The organism is Rothia uropygialis (genome assembly GCF_004137765.1).
In the GTDB taxonomy this organism is placed as follows: domain Bacteria; phylum Actinomycetota; class Actinomycetes; order Actinomycetales; family Micrococcaceae; genus Rothia.
This window is the reverse complement of the sequence record NZ_NOIS01000001.1, coordinates 244992-263555: the sequence shown is the minus strand read 5'-3', so window position 1 is coordinate 263555 and position 18564 is coordinate 244992. Positions and strand designations below refer to the sequence as shown.

Annotated in this window: 17 protein-coding genes; 2 read left to right on the top strand and 15 right to left on the bottom strand. The window is 61.0% G+C overall.

The genetic code is table 11. The features are described 5' to 3' along the window. Positions 1-55: 55 nt before the first annotated feature. The 5 genes from proC to EWV35_RS01175 all read right to left on the bottom strand — a co-directional run bounded on the left by proC (position 56) and on the right by EWV35_RS01175 (position 7659). Positions 56-907 carry a pyrroline-5-carboxylate reductase gene (gene proC, locus EWV35_RS01195; RefSeq protein ID WP_129657421.1) on the bottom strand — a complete coding sequence of 284 codons (852 nt, stop codon included), beginning with the start codon at positions 905-907 and terminating at the stop codon, positions 56-58. Between the two features lie 177 nt (positions 908-1084). Next, positions 1085-1885, bottom strand: a complete 801-nt coding sequence (locus EWV35_RS01190; protein WP_129658220.1) for a sugar phosphate isomerase/epimerase family protein — start codon at positions 1883-1885, stop codon at positions 1085-1087. Between the two features lie 32 nt (positions 1886-1917). Continuing rightward, a complete protein-coding gene (locus tag EWV35_RS01185; RefSeq protein WP_129657419.1) occupies positions 1918-2901 on the bottom strand; it encodes a Ppx/GppA phosphatase family protein in 984 nt (327 codons plus the stop codon). Between the two features lies 1 nt (position 2902). Then, positions 2903-5752 (bottom strand): type I DNA topoisomerase, encoded by a 2850-nt coding sequence (gene topA / locus EWV35_RS01180; protein ID WP_129657418.1) that lies wholly within the window; start codon positions 5750-5752, stop codon positions 2903-2905. 167 nt (positions 5753-5919) lie between these two features. Next, positions 5920-7659, bottom strand: a complete 1740-nt coding sequence (locus EWV35_RS01175; protein ID WP_129657417.1) for a DUF7059 domain-containing protein — start codon at positions 7657-7659, stop codon at positions 5920-5922. A 9-nt stretch (positions 7660-7668) separates the two neighbouring features. Between EWV35_RS01175 and EWV35_RS01170 the strand changes: the two genes are divergently transcribed. Further along, positions 7669-8760 carry a glutathione S-transferase C-terminal domain-containing protein gene (locus EWV35_RS01170; protein WP_129657415.1) on the top strand — a complete coding sequence of 364 codons (1092 nt, stop codon included), beginning with the start codon at positions 7669-7671 and terminating at the stop codon, positions 8758-8760. Here the strand turns inward: EWV35_RS01170 and trhO are convergent. Then, complete coding sequence (gene trhO, locus EWV35_RS01165) at positions 8757-9665, bottom strand: oxygen-dependent tRNA uridine(34) hydroxylase TrhO (protein WP_129657413.1); 909 nt, start codon at positions 9663-9665, stop codon at positions 8757-8759. The two genes, EWV35_RS01170 and trhO, sit on opposite strands and share 4 nt — an antisense overlap. Before the next feature lie 68 nt (positions 9666-9733). Further along, positions 9734-10174, bottom strand: a complete 441-nt coding sequence (locus EWV35_RS01160) for a pyridoxamine 5'-phosphate oxidase family protein (protein ID WP_238653997.1) — start codon at positions 10172-10174, stop codon at positions 9734-9736. Between the two features lie 119 nt (positions 10175-10293). Between EWV35_RS01160 and EWV35_RS01155 the strand changes: the two genes are divergently transcribed. Next, entirely contained in the window at positions 10294-12831 is a 2538-nt protein-coding gene (locus EWV35_RS01155) for a Zn-binding domain-containing protein (RefSeq protein ID WP_129657409.1), read from the top strand. A 3-nt stretch (positions 12832-12834) separates the two neighbouring features. Here EWV35_RS01155 and EWV35_RS01150 read toward each other — a convergent pair whose 3' ends face one another. The 8 genes from EWV35_RS01150 to EWV35_RS01115 all read right to left on the bottom strand — a co-directional run bounded on the left by EWV35_RS01150 (position 12835) and on the right by EWV35_RS01115 (position 18478). After that, positions 12835-13251, bottom strand: a complete 417-nt coding sequence (locus EWV35_RS01150) for an Rv3654c family TadE-like protein (protein ID WP_238653995.1) — start codon at positions 13249-13251, stop codon at positions 12835-12837. Continuing rightward, entirely contained in the window at positions 13248-13709 is a 462-nt protein-coding gene (locus EWV35_RS01145; RefSeq protein WP_274542930.1) for a TadE family type IV pilus minor pilin, read from the bottom strand. The genes EWV35_RS01150 and EWV35_RS01145 overlap by 4 nt, the downstream gene beginning before the upstream one ends. 112 nt (positions 13710-13821) lie before the next feature. Continuing rightward, the gene (locus EWV35_RS01140) at positions 13822-14079 is read right to left on the bottom strand and encodes a DUF4244 domain-containing protein (RefSeq protein WP_129657405.1); all 258 of its coding nucleotides are present in this window, start codon (positions 14077-14079) and stop codon (positions 13822-13824) included. A 62-nt stretch (positions 14080-14141) separates the two neighbouring features. Next, positions 14142-14684 carry a type II secretion system F family protein gene (locus tag EWV35_RS01135; protein WP_129657403.1) on the bottom strand — a complete coding sequence of 181 codons (543 nt, stop codon included), beginning with the start codon at positions 14682-14684 and terminating at the stop codon, positions 14142-14144. After that, the gene (locus tag EWV35_RS01130; protein ID WP_165168272.1) at positions 14681-15412 is read right to left on the bottom strand and encodes a type II secretion system F family protein; all 732 of its coding nucleotides are present in this window, start codon (positions 15410-15412) and stop codon (positions 14681-14683) included. The genes EWV35_RS01135 and EWV35_RS01130 overlap by 4 nt, the downstream gene beginning before the upstream one ends. 131 nt (positions 15413-15543) lie before the next feature. After that, positions 15544-16659, bottom strand: coding sequence for a TadA family conjugal transfer-associated ATPase (locus tag EWV35_RS01125; RefSeq protein ID WP_238654096.1), 1116 nt, complete (start codon positions 16657-16659; stop codon positions 15544-15546). Positions 16660-16664: 5 nt separating this feature from the next. Then, positions 16665-18047: a hypothetical protein gene (locus EWV35_RS01120; protein ID WP_165168270.1), complete on the bottom strand. Its 1383-nt coding sequence runs from the start codon at positions 18045-18047 to the stop codon at positions 16665-16667. A 146-nt stretch (positions 18048-18193) separates the two neighbouring features. Next, complete coding sequence (locus EWV35_RS01115) at positions 18194-18478, bottom strand: CHY zinc finger protein (protein WP_238653993.1); 285 nt, start codon at positions 18476-18478, stop codon at positions 18194-18196. Positions 18479-18564: the final 86 nt, after the last annotated feature.

The window sequence follows — 18564 nt, the reverse complement described above, 5'->3', positions numbered from 1 at the left end:
ACGCCGCCCCGGCCCGTGAGACCAAGGCGGCCTGGGCATCAGAACGCGGAAGAGGTCATCGACGGAACTCCTCAACCATTTCGGCGTTTCGGTGTGCCGAGGCCTTTGCGGCCTTCTCCGTCAACTCGATCAGTCCTCCCTGCGCGAAGACATCGATGGCGCGCTCCGTGGTTCCGTTGGGGCTGCACACTGCCTTGCGGAGCACTTCGGGGTCGGCATCGTCGGCATGAAGCAATTCACCGGCACCGGAGACCGTCTCCTTGGCGAGGAGTCGAGCGGTTTCCGCGTCGAGACCCATCGCCTCACCGGCCTTCTGCATCGCTTCGGCGAGGAAGAAGGCGTAAGCCGGACCGGAACCCGAGACGCCGGTGACCGCGTCGATCTGGTCTTCCTCGACGTCGATCACGGTTCCGGAGTTCTTGAGAACTTCGTGGGCCAGATTGAGCTGCTCCGCGGTGCAGTGTGTGCCGGGGGCGAGGGCGATCACACCGCGTCCCACACGAGAAGGGGTGTTCGGCATGGAGCGGATGACCGGCTGGCCATCTCGCAACTGGCCTTCCAGCATCGACAGGTCGATGCCTCCCGCGACGGAGATGACCAAGGCCTCGTCTTTGAGGGCGTCCTTGATTTCGGCCGCCAGATCCAGAATGCCCTTCGGCTTGACGCCGAGCAGGACGACGTCGGCGTTCTCGACGGCGTCGAGGTTGGCGGAATCGCTGTCCTCACCCGAGTAGATGGCGACTGCCCTCTGATCTTCCGGAAGAGAATCCTCGAGCTTGCGAGCGCTCTCGGCGGAACGGGTGGTCGCACGGACCCGCTTCGGGTCGGTGCCACCGGCGAGCAACCCGGACATGATTGAGCCGTTCATGGATCCTGTTCCCAAGAAGGCGATGATGGGCTCGGACATTTGGTCCTCCTGTGAGGTTGCGGTCGTTCGTTCTTCCTCTACGTTAGCGAAGCGCGCCACAGACTTTCATTCCCAGGGGACCTTGAGACGCAACCAAGTCGGTGCACATCCGAGGCGTTTAACGTTGTCAGTACCTCATAGGTGCGAGTGATAAGCGGATTTCAGGGGTGAGGACCCCTACTTCCCCAAGTGCCGGTGAGCGAATTCGAGGGTTTCAGACAACCATTCGTCTCGCTCACCGGCATTTTTGGCTTTACGCGTGGAAACCTCGACCGCGACTACACCTTCCCAGCCGGTCTCGACCAAGTGATGCAGGGTCTGGGCGACAGGTTGAGTCCCATGGCCGGGTCGGGCGTGTTCGTCCATCACCGATTTGCCGGATCCATCGGTCAGGTGCACGTGCCCCAAGCGGTCACCCAGCATTCGAATAGCTTCCAGCGAATCCGTTCCAGACGCCGCGGCGTGGGAGAAGTCCCAGGTCACCCACTCGTAGTTCTGTCCGAGAGGGGACCAGTGCGGGGCGTACATCAGAACTTCTCGTCCCGCGAAGCGCCACGGATACATATTTTCGACCGCGATTTTCACGCCCTCGCTGTCCGAAATGCGACGTACTCCCTCCGGGAAACCCTTGGCGTATCTCCTCTGCCAGACGAACGGCGGATGGGCCACCATGACGTCCGCGCCAACGCGCCTGACCATCTTCGCGGCGAGACGAATCTTGTTCCACGCGTCGCCCCAGACGTGTTGCGTCAGCAAAAGTGTGGGCGCGTGGATTGCCGAGATGGGCAATTGGTATTCCTGCACGTAATCGAGGAGTTCGTCGGGATCACGGCTCAAGGGATTGCCGGTAATCATGATCTCCACGGAGTCGTATCCCAGGTCCCGGGCGATCGCGAAAGTGTCTTTGACCCCCAATGGAAAGACCGATGATGTCGACAGGGCCACGGGTCGCTGAGGCAGCTTCATCGCACCGTTCATGGCCTGACCGGAAACCGATTCCTCCACGGCACCTACTCCTTTTTGTTCGGCGTCAATGACTTCGGGTCAACCATAGCCGCCGAATCTTGGGAATTGAGTCGGTCCATTCGTCGCAGGATCAGGCCTTCTCGCAGTGCCCAGGGAACCGAACGCATGGTGTTGATCCCGTACATGTCCAATGCCGTCTCCGCGACGATTCCGCCCGCCAGGATTTGGGCTGCGCGCTTGGACGAGACTCCAGGCAGATCGGATCGTTCGCGGGGCGTCATGGCTTCCATCCGCCTGGTCCACAGACGAAGGTCTTCGAGATGGAATTCGCGTTTGACGTACGGGCCGGCCGCATAGGGTGCGGCGCCGCAGATACGGGCCAGCGATCTGAAGGTCTTGGATGTGCCCACGACCATATTCGGAGAACCGGCGTTCTTAACCGTCTCCACGGCCGGCTTGAGCGTCTCCTTGACGTGTTTGCGCAACGCTTTGATCTCTTTGGGTTTTGCCAAATCATGATGAATGAATTGTCGAGTCAAGCGACCAGCACCAAGCGGGGTGGACACCGCGACATCCGGCAAGGCATCGATGCCGAGGGCCATTTCGAAGGACCCTCCACCGATGTCCAAGTCGAGGATCCTGCCGGCACCCCACCCCTGCCAACGACGCACCGCGAAGTAAGTGATCGCGGCTTCCTGGTCACCGGAAATCTCCGTGAGGTTGACCCCGGTCGAGGACTTCACATGGTCCAGGACTTCTCCACCGTTGCCGGCTTCTCGGATGGCGGATGTCGCGAACGCCAAGAGGTCCTCGGCGTCGTGGTCGGCAGCGAAATCACGCGCCTCGGTGACGAATTTCGTCAGAGCGTCGCGTCCTGCGTCGGAGATATCGCCATTCTGATCCAAGTACTGGACCAGCTGAAGCGGCATTTTGTGGGACGCGTACGGTTCTGGACGTGAACCCGGGCGTACATCGAGCAGGAGCAGATGAACCGTATTCGACCCGACGTCGAGAACCGAGAGCCTCACCTCAGCTCTCCTCTGTTTTCGCCGTCTTGGACCCTGAACGGGAGGACGTCGACTTCTTCGCCGCGGAAGTCTTCTTGGTCGCCGTCGTTTTCTTGGCAGCCGGAGCTTTTTTCGACGTCGACTTCTTGGCGGTCGATTTCTTGGCGGTGGATTTTTTCGCCGGGCCCTTGGCTCGCTTCTCGGCGAGCAGTTCGACGGCTCGCGTATGTGTCATGGACTCGATGGTCTCCGATCGGGGAACCGTCACATTGGTCTCCCCGTCCGTTACATACGGCCCGAACCGTCCGTCCTTGATCACGATCGGCTTGTCGTTGCTCGGATCCTTGCCCAACTCGGCCAAAGGCGGCTTGGCGGCTGCGCGCCCACGCTGCTTCGGTTGCGCGTATATCGCAAGCGCCTCGTCGAGGGTGATCGAGAAGATCTGCTCCTCCGTGCTCAACGAACGCGAGTCCGTTCCCTTCTTGAGATAAGGACCGTACCGGCCGTTCTGGGCGGTGATTTCCGTGCCTTCCTCGTCCTTGCCCACGACACGCGGCAGGGAGAGCAATTTGAGCGCGTCCTCGAGTGTGACCGTCTGAAGAGACATGGACTTCAGCAGCGAAGCCGTCCGAGGCTTCTCCTTCTTGGGTTTCTTCGGCGGCTTCGGCTTGCCGTTCTTGTAGTACTCGACCGGTTGATTCGCCAGCTCTTCCTCGGTGAGTTCAGGAACGACCTCGGTGACGTACGGGCCGAACCGACCGTCCTTCGCCAAAATCGTGCGTCCGTTCTCGGGGTCTGTTCCCAGCTCACGTCCGTCGGCTTTGCCCTGTTCGATGAGCTCGGCAGCCTTCTGAGCGGTCAGTTCGTCCGGGGCAAGATCGGCCGGGACATTGGCGCGGATCGGATCCGTGACTTCACCAGTCTCTTCATCGACCGTGCCGCCGGTCTCCAGATACGGACCGTAACGGCCGACTCGCAAGGTCACACCGTCGGTGATCTCGATTGAGTTCACCGCACGGGCGTCGATCTCTCCGAGATTCTCCACGATCGGCTTGAGACCGCTTTCAGCGTCATTGCCGAAATAGAAACCCGTGAGCCAATCGACCCTTTGTTCCTCGCCCCGGGCGATTCTGTCCAGATCGTCTTCCATCTCGGCCGTGAATTCGTAGTCCACGTAACGCGAGAAATGTTCTTCGAGGAGTCGCACCACGGAGAACGCCGTCCACGATGGCACCAAGGAACCCGAGCGGTTGTTCACGTAACCGCGGTCCATGATCGTCGAGATCACAGCGGCATAAGTCGAGGGCCGACCGATTCCCAGCTCGTCCATGGCCTTGACCAGGGACGCTTCTGTGTATCGGGGAGGAGGAGAGGTCTCGTGTCCGTTGGCCTCGATATCGCGGCCGGTCAGCACGTCGCCCTCGGCCAGTTTGGGCAGGCGTTTGTCGTCGCCGTCCTTCGCATCGTCTGCGTCTCGGGCTGCATCCTTGCCTTCCTCGTAGGCGGCCATGAAGCCACGGAAGGTGATGACCGTACCGGAGGCGGAGAATTCCACCGTGCGCGAGTCGCTGGTCTGCGCTTCGAGCTTGATGGAAGCCGTCTGTCCCTTGGCATCCTCCATCTGAGATGCGACGGTCCGTTTCCAGATCAGCTCGTAGAGCTTGAACTCGTCCGGTGAAAGCTTGGACTTGACCGCCGACGGGGTGCGGAAGGAGTCCCCTGCCGGTCGAATGGCCTCGTGCGCCTCTTGGGCGTTCTTCGATTTGGAGGCGTACAGGCGCGGCTTCGACGGTACGTATTCTGAGCCGTAGAGTTCGGTGGCCTGATTGCGCGCCGCATTGATCGCCTGATCGGACAATGCTACCGAGTCGGTACGCATATATGTGATGTGCCCGTTCTCGTACAGGCGTTGGGCAACCTGCATCGTGGACCGCGAAGAGAAACGGAGCTTGCGGGCCGCTTCCTGCTGAAGGGTCGACGTCGTGAACGGCGCGGCCGGGCGGCGGGTATACGGTTTGGTCTCAACCGAGGAAACCGAGAATTCCGAGCCTTCCAATGCGGAAACCAACCCGCGGGCCGCATTTTCATCGAGGTGGGCAACCTTGGCGCGGGCAGCCGACTTCAAATCGCCGGAATCGGAGAAATCCTTGCCGGTTGCGACCCTCATCCCGTCGAGGGATGAGAGCTTCGCCTTGAAGCTCTCGGAGGCCTTGGTGTCGAAAACGCCGCCCAAATCCCAGTACTGCGCCGAACGGAACTTCATCCGTTCCCGCTCCCGCTCGACGACGAGCCTGGTCGCGACGGACTGAACACGTCCGGCGGACAGTCCCTGGGAAACTTTGCGCCACAACACTGGCGATAGTTCATAACCATAAATGCGATCGAGCACACGCCTCGTTTCCTGCGCGTCCACGAGAGAATCGTCGATGTCTCGCACGTTCTCGAATCCGCGTTCGACTGCTTCCCGAGTGATCTCGGGGAAAGTCACCCTGTGCACGGGAACCTTGGGTTTGAGCACTTCGAGGAGATGCCAGGCGATGGCCTCGCCTTCGCGGTCCGCATCGGTTGCGAGGTACAGAGCGTCGCACTCTTTGAGCAACCGTTTGAGCTCGGTAACCTTTTTCTTCTTGTCAGGGTTGACTACGTAATACGGCTCGAAGCCGTGATCGATGTCCACGGCGAATTTGCCGACCGGAGTCTTCTTCAGCTCGGCGGGCAGCTCGGAAGGCTGGGGCAAATCCCGGATGTGTCCCATTGAGGACTCGACGATATACGCGTCCCCTAGGTAACCTCCGATGGTTTTGACCTTGGAAGGAGACTCCACAATGAGGAGACTCTTACCGGTCGTCTTGCCCTTGGCCTGTGTTGGCACGTCGCTCCTTGTGTCCGATCTGGTGGATACGCCCCCACAATAGCCGAGGAAATGAGACGGCTCGTCACGTATCCACAGACACGGTGAGATACGCCTCTCTCCACCAGGGGTTCCCGGACCACGCTACCGGTTTGCGAACTGTACCGTCGCGCTCCCTCTCGGCTTGGTCACCCAACCCACTTTTCCTGGGGCGCGGAGGTCCACCCTGCATCGAGGAAGTCGAGGAACCCACCCTCGATCATTCCTCTGACATGAGACAAGAGGGCAGCTGAGGCGTCGGGCCCGTCCCATTCGAGCAAAGCCGCGAGTGCGTCGATGATCTGACCGGCCGCCAACTCGCCGTCACATGCCGAGACGAAACCGGCGGCCTCCGTCGAGAGAAGCTCGGTCCGGCGCAACCCGGCTCCCTGCCTGAGCAGAATCACTCCCGGATGCTCGGAACCGGGCCTTTGATGCCTCTCCTCGGTCACGTCGTCGGCAACCGCCAGGTGACTCGCACGAAGTGCGGTCTCGCTCAGCGGGGCCAGAGAGTCTTGGGTTTCGACGGCTCTAGTTACGAAGGGCGCGATCGGTTGCTGGATAGGGTGCTCTATTTTCTCGAATCGTAGAACCGACGGCGTTCCGGCCGGCCGTCGAAGCCAAATCATCCCAAACCCGATAGCGGCGACTCCCCTTGTCGAGAAGTCCCGCATATAGTCCAGATATGCTTCTTCGAATGCCCGCGGGTCGCGATTCTGACTCGCGTCGCGCAACCAAGTCTCCGCATACTGCTCCGGCGAGGTCTCTTCGCGCTGGATGAACCAGGCCTCGCAGCCCTCGGGCAGCCACTGCCTCGGGCGCAGGTCCCAGGGCTGTTTCCCAGTTTCATCGTGGGCATCCTCAAGAATTTCCCAGTTGCCCAGCATCTGCGCTCGTCCGCCGCGGTTCAGAACCTGCGGAATCCGCCGCACCAGGGTCGAGACGATGTCATCCCCCGGCAGGCCGCCGTCGCGGTAGGTGAAACGGTCGTTCTCTCCTTCGCTCTCGCTCCGAGGCGTGATGACGAACGGCGGGTTCGACACGACGAGGTCGAACCGATCCCCTTGGACTGGCTCGAGCAGACTTCCGAGGCGAAGGCTCACTCGCTGCTCCAGGTTATCCGGGTCAATACCCAAAGCCGGTGCGTTGAGGACGAGGTTGAAGCGTGTGATCCCCAGCGCCCGTGAGGAGATATCGGTCGCAGTCACGTGACGGCAGTGCCCCAGCAAATGGAACACCTGAATTCCGCACCCCGTGCCGAGGTCCAAGGCCTTGTCCACGGGTCGGCGCTCCGTGAACTGAGCCAGCGTGAGGGAAGCCTGTCCCACGCCCAGAACGTAGTCACGAGGCAACACCCCATCGGTCTGGTGCGCACCCAAATCGGAGACGACCCAGAGGTCGGTTCCATCGTCGGCCGAATGCGGTCGAAGGTCGAAGGCCGCGCGGAACATGGAGGAGCTTTGATCTGCCGGGGCGGATTCCGGGATCAGTAGATTGAGGCGATCGAGTACGTCGTAGGCCCCCTCGCCCAGGGACGCCTCGAGAGCCTCGGCGCTCGTGGCCCGTCCCAGCATGAAGAAATCGACGACACCAGCAAGTCTCCGCTGGCCTGGTTTCGCGCAGGCGCCTCCGCTCAGAATCTGCCGGATCCGGTGCTTGGCCGGAACCACCTGTTCCCTGACCATTGCTTCGAACGGCCCGTCCCCCAACAGGGAAAGGATCCCCTCGTACGAGAAATCGACCGCGGCCAACGCCTCAGCGAGGCATTCCACGGCCGTGCCGTCGTAGCTGTAAGGGGTTTCGGGCACGCGAGAGAATTCCGGAGGTGAAGTCACGCCTCTAGCATACGAGGTCCAGAATTGGTTTACGGAGCAACCATCCGGGGGCATAGTGGGACTATGGAACAGAACCAAGCGAACCAGTCCACTCGTGGGTCTTACGTCACCCAAGGAGAAGAATTCACCCGGGACACCAACTACATCGAGGACCGGATTCTCGATGGAACGGACGTGCCCGCGGGCACCAACGACCGCGACCATGGGGTTTGGCCGGTCGAAGCAGGGCGTTATCGCCTGATTGCGGCACGCGCGTGTCCGTGGGCCAACCGTACGATCATCGTCCGCAGGCTTCTCGGCCTGGAAGACGCGTTGTCAATCGGCATGCCCGGACCGACGCATGACGCCCGTTCCTGGACTTTTACACTGGACCCGGGCGGCAAGGATCCGGTGCTGGGAATCGAAAGGCTCCAACAAGCGTTCTTCGCGCGCTACCCGGGGTATCCCCGGGGAATCACGGTCCCCGCTATCGTGGACGTCCCGTCGGGCAAAGTGGTCACCAACGACTTCCCGCAGATCACCGAGGATTTTTCGAAACAGTGGACCGCGTTCCACCGCGAAGGTGCTCCGGATCTGTGGCCCGAAGAACTCGAGGAGGAGATGCGTGAGGTCATGCAACGCGTCTTCGGGGAAGTGAATAACGGCGTGTACCGTTGCGGCTTCGCGGGCTCGCAAGAAGCGTACGAGAAAGCCTATCGCAGGCTCTGGGCCGCGCTGGATTGGCTCGAAGAGCGTCTTTCCTCCCGGCGCTACCTCATGGGCGATCACATCACCGAGGCTGACGTCAGGTTGTTCACTACCCTGGCGCGATTCGACGTCGTCTATTTCTCGCATTTCAAGGCGAACCGGCAAATGCTCTCAACCCTGCCGAACCTGTGGGGGTATGCACGCGATCTCTTCCAAACGCCCGGCTTCGGAGACACGGTCGACTTCGAGCAGATCAAGGAGCATTACTACGGGGTGCAACGAGACATCAACCCGACGGGCATCGTGCCAGTAGGCCCCGACGTCGCCGGTTGGCTGACCGATCACGGACGGGAACGTCTCGGCGGAAGCCCATTCGACGCCGAGAACGGAGCGACGCCGCCCGGGCCTGTTCGCGCAAGCGAGAAGGTCGCAGCGGGTCACAACCCGCTCTATCCCGTCAACGCCTAGACGGAGGAGGTCTGCCGGTTCGGGCGTGCAGTGGCGCAGCCACTAGGACAGGTGAGGTTCTTCGCAGCACAGTCCGGGCACAAGAGAATAAGCTCGCGGCATTCCTGGTTGCTGCAGTTCTCGAACTTGTTCGAGGCCGATCCGCAGGCCTCGCAACGGCCGATCGTCACGGCCTCCGGGGAGAACTCGATGTGCATTCTCTGATCGAAAACGTAGAGGGACCCTTCCCACAACCCCGCGTCGCCGAATTTCTCGCCGTAGCGGACGATTCCGCCGTCGATCTGATAGACGTCCTCAAACCCTCGATTTTTCATAAGGGCCGAGAGGATCTCGCACCGGATCCCACCGGTGCAGTACGTGACAACTTTCTTGTCCTTGAGGTCATCGTATTTCCCAGATTCGAGCTCGGCCAGGAAGTCGTGCGTGGTTCGGGTGTCCGGAACCACCGCATCCTTGAACCGCCCGATGCGGGCTTCGAACGCGTTCCGGCCGTCGAAAAAGACGACCTCGTCCCCGTTCTGCTCGACGAGTTCGTTGACTTGCTCAGGGCTCAAGTGGGTTCCGCCCCCGACGACTCCGTTCTTGTCCACCTTGAGTTCGTCCGCGGCGCCGAACGCCACGATCTCTTCGCGCGCTTTGACGGAAAGCCGGGGGAAGTCCTCGGCACCACCATCGGACCATTTGAATTCCATGTCACGGAATCCGGAAAACTGCCGAGTGGTGCGGACATATTGTTTGACCGCGTTGATCTCACCGCCAACGGTTCCATTGATGCCGTGTTCGGATACGAGAATACGACCTCTCAGCCCCCATTTTTCGCAGAGAGCGCGTTGCCAGAGCACGACGGACTCGGGGTCCGCGACGGGAGTGAACTGGTAATAGAGAACGATGCGAGAAAGAGCCACGAAAGTATTTTAGGCGATGCCCGGCCCGCCGGGAGCGTGATCTTCGGCCCGATGGGCCGACGCCGGACTCAGTCGCCCAGCCGGAACCTGCGACCGGTGATCTTGGTCGGTGTAATCTCCACGAACTCGAGCTTCTCGGTGCGCACCCACGGGAACAGGGGCATCGCAGCCACCCGGTCTGTGTCCGCCGGATCGGTCAGCAGACGCGCGCTGCCTCGCACTACGACGCTGTGCGCGACCGCCCCTTCGATTTTGTCCGTTTCCAAGGCCACATTCGGGTTCAGCTGAAGCTTGGTGAGTTTGCTCCCGGGAGCGGTTCTGAAGTAGATCCGTCCGTCCGAGGCGAAGATGTTCAGCGGCGTGATGTCAATTTCGTCTTCGTCGACAGTGACGAACCGTGCGATTCGCGCCCGGGAGAGGACCTGCCAGCTCTCATCATGGGTCAGGTCCCGGACCCGGGGCCCATCATCCGGACGCTTCTCATCTGAGATATTCATCGGCATGTTCATGGCTTCAGTTTGCCACGAACAGTTGATTTTGTGGCCCGTTCCCCGCCTGAATATTCGGGCTGCGGACGAAGCCGAGATGCGGATCTGCGCCGCGATGACAAGGGTGTCACAATGGTCTAGTGCCGCAGCCCAATCACCTCCTCCGAGCGCTCAACCGGGGCGATAACCCACCGGAGGTCGTCCATACGCGCATCCTTCCCGAACGCGATGCTGTGACTTCGTCCTGGCCGGAGTGGCTTCATCCGAACGTCGTCGACGCGTTTCAGGGCCTCGGCGTGCCAGAGCCGTACCGCCACCAGGTTCTCGCGGCCGACGCCGCCCATTCGGCTCAGGCTCGATCCGTCGAATATGCAACGGAGTGCAGATCCTCCGGAAGGCAGGTCTCGACGGGAAGAGGGGACCACGTGATCGTCGCGACCGGGACCGCCTCTGGAAAATCCTTGGCGTACCAGATGCCGACGCTGGATGCGATCGTCCGAGGCGGGGTGGAGCCTGGTTCGAGTCTGCATTCGAGGGAAGCCACGGTACTTTATCTCGCGCCGACCAAGGCTCTCGCGGCCGACCAGCTGGCCTCGGTGCGATCCTTGGAAGTTCCTCACGTGCGTGCGGACACGTACGACGGAGATACGGAGTTCGGCGAACGTTCCTGGATTCGCGATCACTCGAACTTCGTGCTGTGCAATCCGGACATGTTGCACGCCGGGGTTCTGCCGAACCACGAACGCTGGGCGAGGTTCCTCCGCCAGTTGCGTTACGTGATCGTCGACGAGGCTCATGGATATCGTGGTGTGTTCGGCGCTCATGTCTCGATGGTCTTGCGACGGCTGAGGCGTATCTGCGCACTCCATGGTTCTTCCCCGACTTTCATCGGGGCTTCGGCGACCTCAGCCGATCCGCAGCGCTCATTCTCAAGGCTCTTGGGAGTCGAGGAACCTAGGGTCTCTTCTTTTGTCCACGATGATTCGCCGCATGGGTCCGTCACGGTGCTTCTCTGGGAACCGCTTTTGGAGGAGACGGTCTCCCACGACGGACTTGCCCCGAGTGCGTCTGGGGTGCCCGAAACAACCAGTGCACTTCCGGCGCCTTCCTCCCCGACCTCTCCCGTGCACACGCGCGGGTTCAACGGTGCGGGTCCGACGGGCGCTGGAGAAAACGGCGCTCCGCGTCGTCGCTCGGCGTTGTCCGAGGCGGCTGAGATGCTCACCGATTTGGTCGCGGAACGCATTCGGACCATCGCATTCATCAAGTCCAGGCGCGGGGCCGAAACAATGGCCGGGCAGGCTCAGGACTATCTTCAGGATATAGATCCCTCGGTGGCCCACAGGGTCTGCGCGTATCGATCGGGATATCTTCCTGAGGAGCGGCGCGAACTCGAGCGCCAAGTCCGTTCGGGGGAAATGCTGGGTGTAGCCTCGACTCCTGCCCTCGAGCTGGGGATCGACGTCGCCGGCCTCGATGCGGTTCTGGTCGCGGGTTGGCCAGGAACGCGGGCCTCGTTCTTCCAACAAATCGGCCGTGCCGGCCGCGCCGGCCAGGAGTCCCTCGCGGTGTTCGTCGCAAGCGATGACCCCCTTGATACCTATTTGGCGCATCACCCTCGGGATATTTTCGACACGACCGTCGAGTCGACGGTTTTCGACCCGAGCAACCCTTATGTTCTTGCACCTCATCTCTGTTCGGCCGCCGCCGAGAGGCCGCTGCGCCTGGAGGAGTTGAGCTTGTTCGGGCCGACGACCGAGTCCGTGCTCGATACTTTGGTCCGCGATGGCTACCTCCGTCGACGCCCGACCGGTTGGTTTTGGACGCATCCCGAGTCTGCCGCTGAAATGGTGGACATCCGGAGCGGCGGTGGTCATCGGTTACAAATCATTGACGCCGAGACCGGCGGAATCATCGGGACGATGGAATCCGGCCAGTCGCACTATCAGGCACACCCCGGGGCCATTTATGTGCATCAGGGGAAGACCTGGCACGTCGAAGAGCTGGACGAGGAGTCAAGAGCGGTCGTCGTCAGCCGGGCACACCCCAACTTCTATACCCAGGCCCGGGACGTCACGGAGGTGAGCGTCCTCGAGACCGAAGACAGCAGGAGTTGGGGGCCCGTGACTCTCAACCGCGGCCTTGTTCGAGTCCGAACTCAGGTGGTCTCTTTTCAAAGGAAAGCATTGTCGAGCAATGACCTCATCGACGAGGAGCCTCTGGACCTCGATGCGCAGGAGCTCGTAACACGAGCCGTCTGGTGGACCATTCCCCCGACTCTCATGACCACCGCCGGCGTGGTCGAATCCGACGTGCCCGGGGCCTTGCACGCGGCCGAGCACGCTTCGATCGGTCTGCTTCCGCTCGTGGCAACCTGTGACAGATGGGATATCGGAGGTCTCTCCACCGCACTGCACGTCGATACCGAAATGCCCACGATCTTTGTCTACGACGGGTATCCGGGTGGAGCGGGCTTCACCGAGCATGGTTTTTTCGTCGCGCGCTCCTGGCTCGAGGCGACCCTCGAAGCGATTGTCTCGTGCGAATGCGAGAACGGGTGCCCCTCGTGCGTCCAGTCTCCGAAGTGCGGGAACAAGAACAATCCCTTGAGCAAATCGGGTGCCGTTGCCTTGCTGCGGGGCATGCTCGCTGAGGCGGCACCTGATCTCCTTGGGTGACGGTCAAGAGGCTTCCTTTTCTTCGGAGGGAGGAGGTCCGGCACGAGAGATCCCCCGCGCCGGACCCAGGATCGCGAGCATGGGGTGCAGCGAGACTTCGACTTCGACATCGACGACATCGCTTCTTTCCGGTGCTAGCGCGCAGTGAACGAGCCTGGCCCCGTTTTCAACGGCCAACGAATGCGCGATGTCGCATGGTTCCCCTGGGGTGATCCCTCGAGCCGCGTCGGCTGCGGCAAGGACTGCGAGATCGGCAGACTTGGCCGCGCGATGGTTCATCAGAGCCACGTGGCTCACCCCGGAGACCAGCATCAGAAGACTGATGACCATCATGACGAGGACGATACCCATAACGGCCGCCGATCCTTGGTCGTCATCGCAGCCACGGTCTTGCCGCGCATCGGATCGGATGACGCTCACGACTCGGTACCGGTTTCCCGCTGAGCGTGCGCGTGCGAAGCGAGAACGAGGTTTCCCCAGGTCCCGAGGATTCCGGGGGCCCGAGCTGAAACGCTGATGTCAATGTCTTGTCCGGACCGCTTGATGTCGATGCGAGCATCATCTCCCGCTATACTCCGAGCCACGTGTGACGTTTCTTCCCACGATTCACCTCGCGCGGCTGACCTGGCCGACATCCGTGCGGCTTCTTCGACTTTGATGGCGCGTGCTCCGACGGCTCCGGCTCCGAGGACAAATGCAACCAGAATGATGACGACCGGCATGACCACAGCGAACTCTGCCGTTATCGTTCCGGATTCGCCGTCTTGATTCAGGGAAACACCCGCTCGTGGGCAAGAGCCCGATACATTTTTTCGGCGGCGACCAACTGCCGAATGCAACGGGCTACATGATTCCGCGTCTTTTCGTCCCTTCTCCACTCGGTGTCCTTCCTCCACGTGCGGCGTTTGACGCGTGGTTTACTGATTACGGCATGATCGACGAGGGCGCCGAGAAATCTTTGAACGGCTTCACGGCGCCCTGCTGAGGCCCCTATCCGGTAGAGAGCGCCGTTCGAATCACACCGAGCAGGAGTTCCTTGACTTCTCCACTCTTGAGGATCATCACGAGGAGGCCGGCAAAGCCGACGGCCGCAAGCATCACGATTCCGTACTCGGCTGTCGTTGCGCCGAGATCCGGGTCGTCGGGCTCTCCCGCCGGCGCGAGAACAGTGTCCGCGAGTGCTCGTTCCGGATTGCCCGGAGCATTCTCCTCAATGAATCCGGTTTGGTCGGTCAACTGGTCGTGCATCTTTTCTTTCCTTTCTCAGCCGGCTTGTCGGTCGCCGGAGTCCAACCGTTCGCAAGATCTAGTCATCGCCAAGTAGTCGGTATGAGACCAATCAATACGGGTACTACTCCCAAACAGATGAATGCGGGCAATGAGCACAGGCCCAAAGGAAGCACGAGCCTGACGCCGAGTGCCGCGGCCAGTTTCTCCGCTTCGCGATGTTCCGAACGACGCATTTGCTCGGATCTCGCCCGGAGCAAGGCCGACGACGGCGCACCGGTACGGGCCGCGAACCCCAGAACCTCATGGAACACCGATACGGTGTCCTTGGCCCGCCCGGTCGCGGCCGCACTCCACGCGTTGTCCCATGAGATTCCGAGCCGGAGCCGCTCAGCGGCAGAAACGAGAGCTGGGGACCCCTCCATCCGGGCAACGATGCCAACCGCTTCGGTCAGCGGCAGCCCTGCGTCGAGAATGGTTGCGACCAGTTCGAGACATACCCGGGGGCTCAACTCATGGGCTGTCTGGCGTGCAGAAGCGAGAGCACCCTGGTTCAATCGCGATGATCGGACCCCGCCCAGTCGATAGAGTACGCAACCTACACACAGCACGAGCAGAATCGTCACGGATTCCGCCTTCGGGGTTCCAGCATTTCTCTAGCGGATCTTGCAAGGGCTCCAGGTTTCCATGCAAGAAATCCGAAGAGTTGCGCCAGGAACGACTGCTGGCTGTGTTCTCCCTGGGCCATGAGGACTAAGCGTCTGCTCCAGGCCATGCCGATGAAACCCAGGGTGATCCCCGCGGCCAAGGCCGCCTGGCCCCAAATGTGGCCGATGAGAATGCCAAGAGGATCGGTGCCCATCAGGGTACCCAACCCCAGTCCCACCAGGGGTAATGCGGAAAGAATTCTGGCCGTGGCACGCGGTCCTGCTAGTGCCGACTCCCTGGCCGCCAGGGCATCCAAATCGTCCTCAACAGCCTCGGCGATCCTCTCCAGGACCTCTGCGAGCGACGCTCCCGTCTGTTGGGAAACCGTCCAAGCAGCCACGAGGGTATCGATGATCGGCCGCGATGCGGAGGAGCCGAGTTTCACCGACTCGAGAGCCCTCATCGGGTTCATCCCTGCCCCTGCCGCCCGGGCGGTCTGTTCCACAACGGAAGTTATATCTCTTTGCACCAGACCGGAATGCCGGTCAACGAAACCAACCGGTCCGGCAGCCCGCGATTCTGCCAATTCCAGCCAAACCCGCTGTGTCGATGCCCCGGCCCTGAGCAGTGCGGCGAGTTGTCGGATGATCTCCGGCCAGAGCACCAGTTCCGCTTCCATCGAACGGGGCCAAAAGATTTCACTCACCGGAGAGAATATTCTGCTCTTCGCCTTATTCCCTGGGCTCGAGATCCACGCCCACCTCGAGTTTCGCCGGAGGGGTTTGCGTCCCATCCAATACAGGCCACACGCGCAGGCAATCGTCATCAAATCGTTCATCATCTGCCACACTCGTCTCGCCTCACGGTGTCGGATTTCTCCGTCTCATGACCTGCCGTGTGCCGGCGTGGTTCCGCGCTCTGATCCACCAACGTGAGCAGCTCAGACCAGGCCCGATCGTGCTTCGCCCCGCCACGATCGTCGAACTCTACGGCGCTTGCTATCGCCAATTCACTGCCGTGGCCCGTCAGCACTCCGATGTGCCGAATCCACCGCTTCGACGCTGAACGGGACACGTGGACGACGACGTCGATCGCGTTGGCGGCTTGGCGTCCAACCGCATCCGGGCTGAGTCCGGCCAAGGCCCCGAGCGCCAGAAGCCGAGAGGGGACAGAGGAAGCAGAATTGGCGTGAAGAGTTACTCCGCCGCCTTCGTGGCCCGTATTCATAGCGAGAAAGAAATCTTTGATTTCAGGACCACGGCATTCCCCGAGGACCAACCGGTCGGGCCCCATCCGCAACGCCTCGCGGATGAGGTCGGTGAGCGACACCGCGCCTTGACCTTCTGCATTGCAATGCCTGGTCCGGAGCGAAATGACATGAGGATGCGCCGGGGAGAGCTCCGCTGAATCTTCCAAGAGGATCAGCCGCTCCTCCGCCGGACACAATTCCAGTAAAGAATTCAAGAACGTGGTCTTGCCGCTTCCGGTCGACCCGCTGATCAGAATTGATCGCTTTTGGGCCACGAGCGCCCTGAGCAGCTCCCCGGTTTCGGCAGTAAACATCCCATTGCGTTGCAACGACTCGAAACTTGGGCGGTTTGCGGGCTGGACCCTGATCGACAGATGCGTATGGCTGGGCACGATAGGAGGTAGGACCGCGTGAATCCTGTAGCCGTTCGGGGACTGCACATCGGCACACGGATGGCTTGCGTCCAACCGCCGGCCCTCGGCCGAAATCACTCTCATTGCGAGTGCACGAACCGTCTCCTCGTCGGGAAAACGCAGATCTCTCCTCTCGAGCCCATCAACACCATCCGTCCAGATCTCATCGGGGGCGTTGACGTATATGTCCGTCAGACCAGGTTCTTCGAGCAAAGGCTCCAAGACCCCCAGTCCTTGGAATTCGGCCCGTTTCGCTTCCCACAAGGCAAGCTTTTCCCCTGCCGCAACCATCGAAATCACGCCCTATTTCTCTGCGGCGAGCGCTCACGAGGCAGGTAGGACTCTTGGCTTCCTCGGGTCGGGACAAGATCACGGCCGGGTCGTCGCCCTGAACACCCCTCAAAACGTTGTCGAGCAGGAAGGGCAATTGACGCGAACTGCTCGCCTGTCGAGGGAACGACAGGCCTTGCCACGTTTGAAAAATCCTTGATCGAGTCCTTGAGGGCATCCACGATCTCTCCAAGAGTCCGGCGCAAGGGGCGCTTGTAAGCGATTTCGAGGAGGTGGCCTGATTCAGAGGCATCGTGCACCGCGATCACGTGAGGTATCGCGGTGGCCAGTGGCATTCCGATGGCCTGAGCCACGTCCGAGTCAGAAACGTCGCACCATCGTGGGCCGGTTCCGACAGGAACAATCGGCACAAGACCAGACCAACGCTGGCAAGCGGCTTTGGCCTGGCACAATCCACGAAGCGTGAAGGGAACCAGGAGCAAGAGAGCCGAGCATCGAAGAACAGCGGTCGTCTCCAGGTAAGACCAGGACAACGGAACGGCACCGAGGTCAACTACCGGGACGGCCTCTTGAGCCAAGTCCTCGACCGTCTCCCACAGCTCCGCGTCGGAAACGCCGCCCTCGTCCGGCCCGTCAGGATCACCCGAAAGAATCGGTAACCCATGCGGGCTGGGAACGGTTGCCACAATTCCAGCAGGGTCGGGACGTTTCGGAAGCCTCCGGAGGTCCTGCCATCTCAATCCGCGGAGAGGATCCGGCGTTACACAAGCCTCAAGCGCCGTGCTCCCGGGCACTGCGTCGACAATGATCGGCGAATCGCCGTCTTCCAACAAACGCGAGCCGATCCACAGCGAGGTGGTCGAGGTTCCGATGCCGCCGCACGTCCCGAGGAGGCCGATCGTCGGGTACTGACGATCAGTGCGTTGGGCGCTCGCGAGCCGATCAGCGAGCCAAGCTCTCCCTTGCGGAAGCATCACAACATCTGGCTGACGCCAAAAACGAGCGATTTTTCGGGCGGCGTCCCACGGATCTTCTCCCCTATCAAAGCCGGCCACAACCACGGGACCTTGCGGCCCTGGAGACGAGGAGAGGTCTCTTTCGGAGCGTCCAGAGAATCTCAACGCTTGTTCCGCTTCCATGACCATCGCATCCAGCGGTCCGACCAGCGGGTTCTCGCTCGGGCCCACTCGGCGGAGACTTATGTCTGCCGCTCGGGCCACGTCCTCGGTAATACGCATGAAGATCCGACGATCCCCCCAAGCGACAAGTGTGCGAGTTACGCCATTCGAAGGGCCTTTGTCTGGAGCCCGATTGACCAGTTCGTGAACAAAGGCTTCCGAGTCCTGGATGGAAGTAGGGCAATCAGATCGGTGGTTTTTGCTGTCCATGACGACATCCTGGCGCAGTTCAGATGCGCCGCCTCCACCAAATAGCTGGTAAAAACCCTCGTTGTGGGTTCTGGCCGCAGAGCCTCCGCCAATTACTGTGCTGTGGACGGGTTGAGCCGCGCAGCAACGCTCCCCTGGATGTCCAGCTACTCGACCTCGAAATACAAGTGATAGTGCAAGGCACAGCGTTCGTTGAAATTCGAATCACACCGAGTACAGCGACTCGCAAACATGTAATTGTGAATCGTCAATTCGGCGTTGCAAGCCCCGCACAGAATCGCTGCCGTCTGACGCTCGTCGACACTCCACTGACTGGCTTCGTGGGATTCGGCCTCCGCGTGGCAGAGATGGCATGGGTAATACCGATCGCAGCACTTGAAACGAATCGCGATGATGTCTTCTGGCTGGTGATAGTGCACGCAACGCGTCATACGGTCTACGGTCCGACCATAAACCATGGGGTGTATCGAACCATTGGAACTATTTCTCGCGGCATCCACAGGCTTAAACCTACGCC

Bases quoted from the DNA above. Each gene is read 5' to 3' on its own strand.
- proC (WP_129657421.1), bottom strand. From the start codon at position 907: ATGTCCGAGCCCATCATCGCCTTCTTGGGAACAGGATCCATGAACGGC.
- EWV35_RS01160 (WP_238653997.1), bottom strand. From the start codon at position 10,174: ATGAACATGCCGATGAATATCTCAGATGAGAAGCGTCCGGATGATGGG.
- EWV35_RS01190 (WP_129658220.1), bottom strand. From the start codon at position 1,885: ATGAACGGTGCGATGAAGCTGCCTCAGCGACCCGTGGCCCTGTCGACA.
- EWV35_RS01125 (WP_238654096.1), bottom strand. From the start codon at position 16,659: ATGGTTGCGGCAGGGGAAAAGCTTGCCTTGTGGGAAGCGAAACGGGCC.
- EWV35_RS01120 (WP_165168270.1), bottom strand. From the start codon at position 18,047: ATGGACAGCAAAAACCACCGATCTGATTGCCCTACTTCCATCCAGGAC.
- EWV35_RS01115 (WP_238653993.1), bottom strand. From the start codon at position 18,478: ATGACGCGTTGCGTGCACTATCACCAGCCAGAAGACATCATCGCGATT.
- EWV35_RS01175 (WP_129657417.1), bottom strand. From the start codon at position 7,659: ATGCCCCCGGATGGTTGCTCCGTAAACCAATTCTGGACCTCGTATGCT.
- EWV35_RS01140 (WP_129657405.1), bottom strand. From the start codon at position 14,079: ATGCACGACCAGTTGACCGACCAAACCGGATTCATTGAGGAGAATGCT.
- EWV35_RS01170 (WP_129657415.1), top strand. From the start codon at position 7,669: ATGGAACAGAACCAAGCGAACCAGTCCACTCGTGGGTCTTACGTCACC.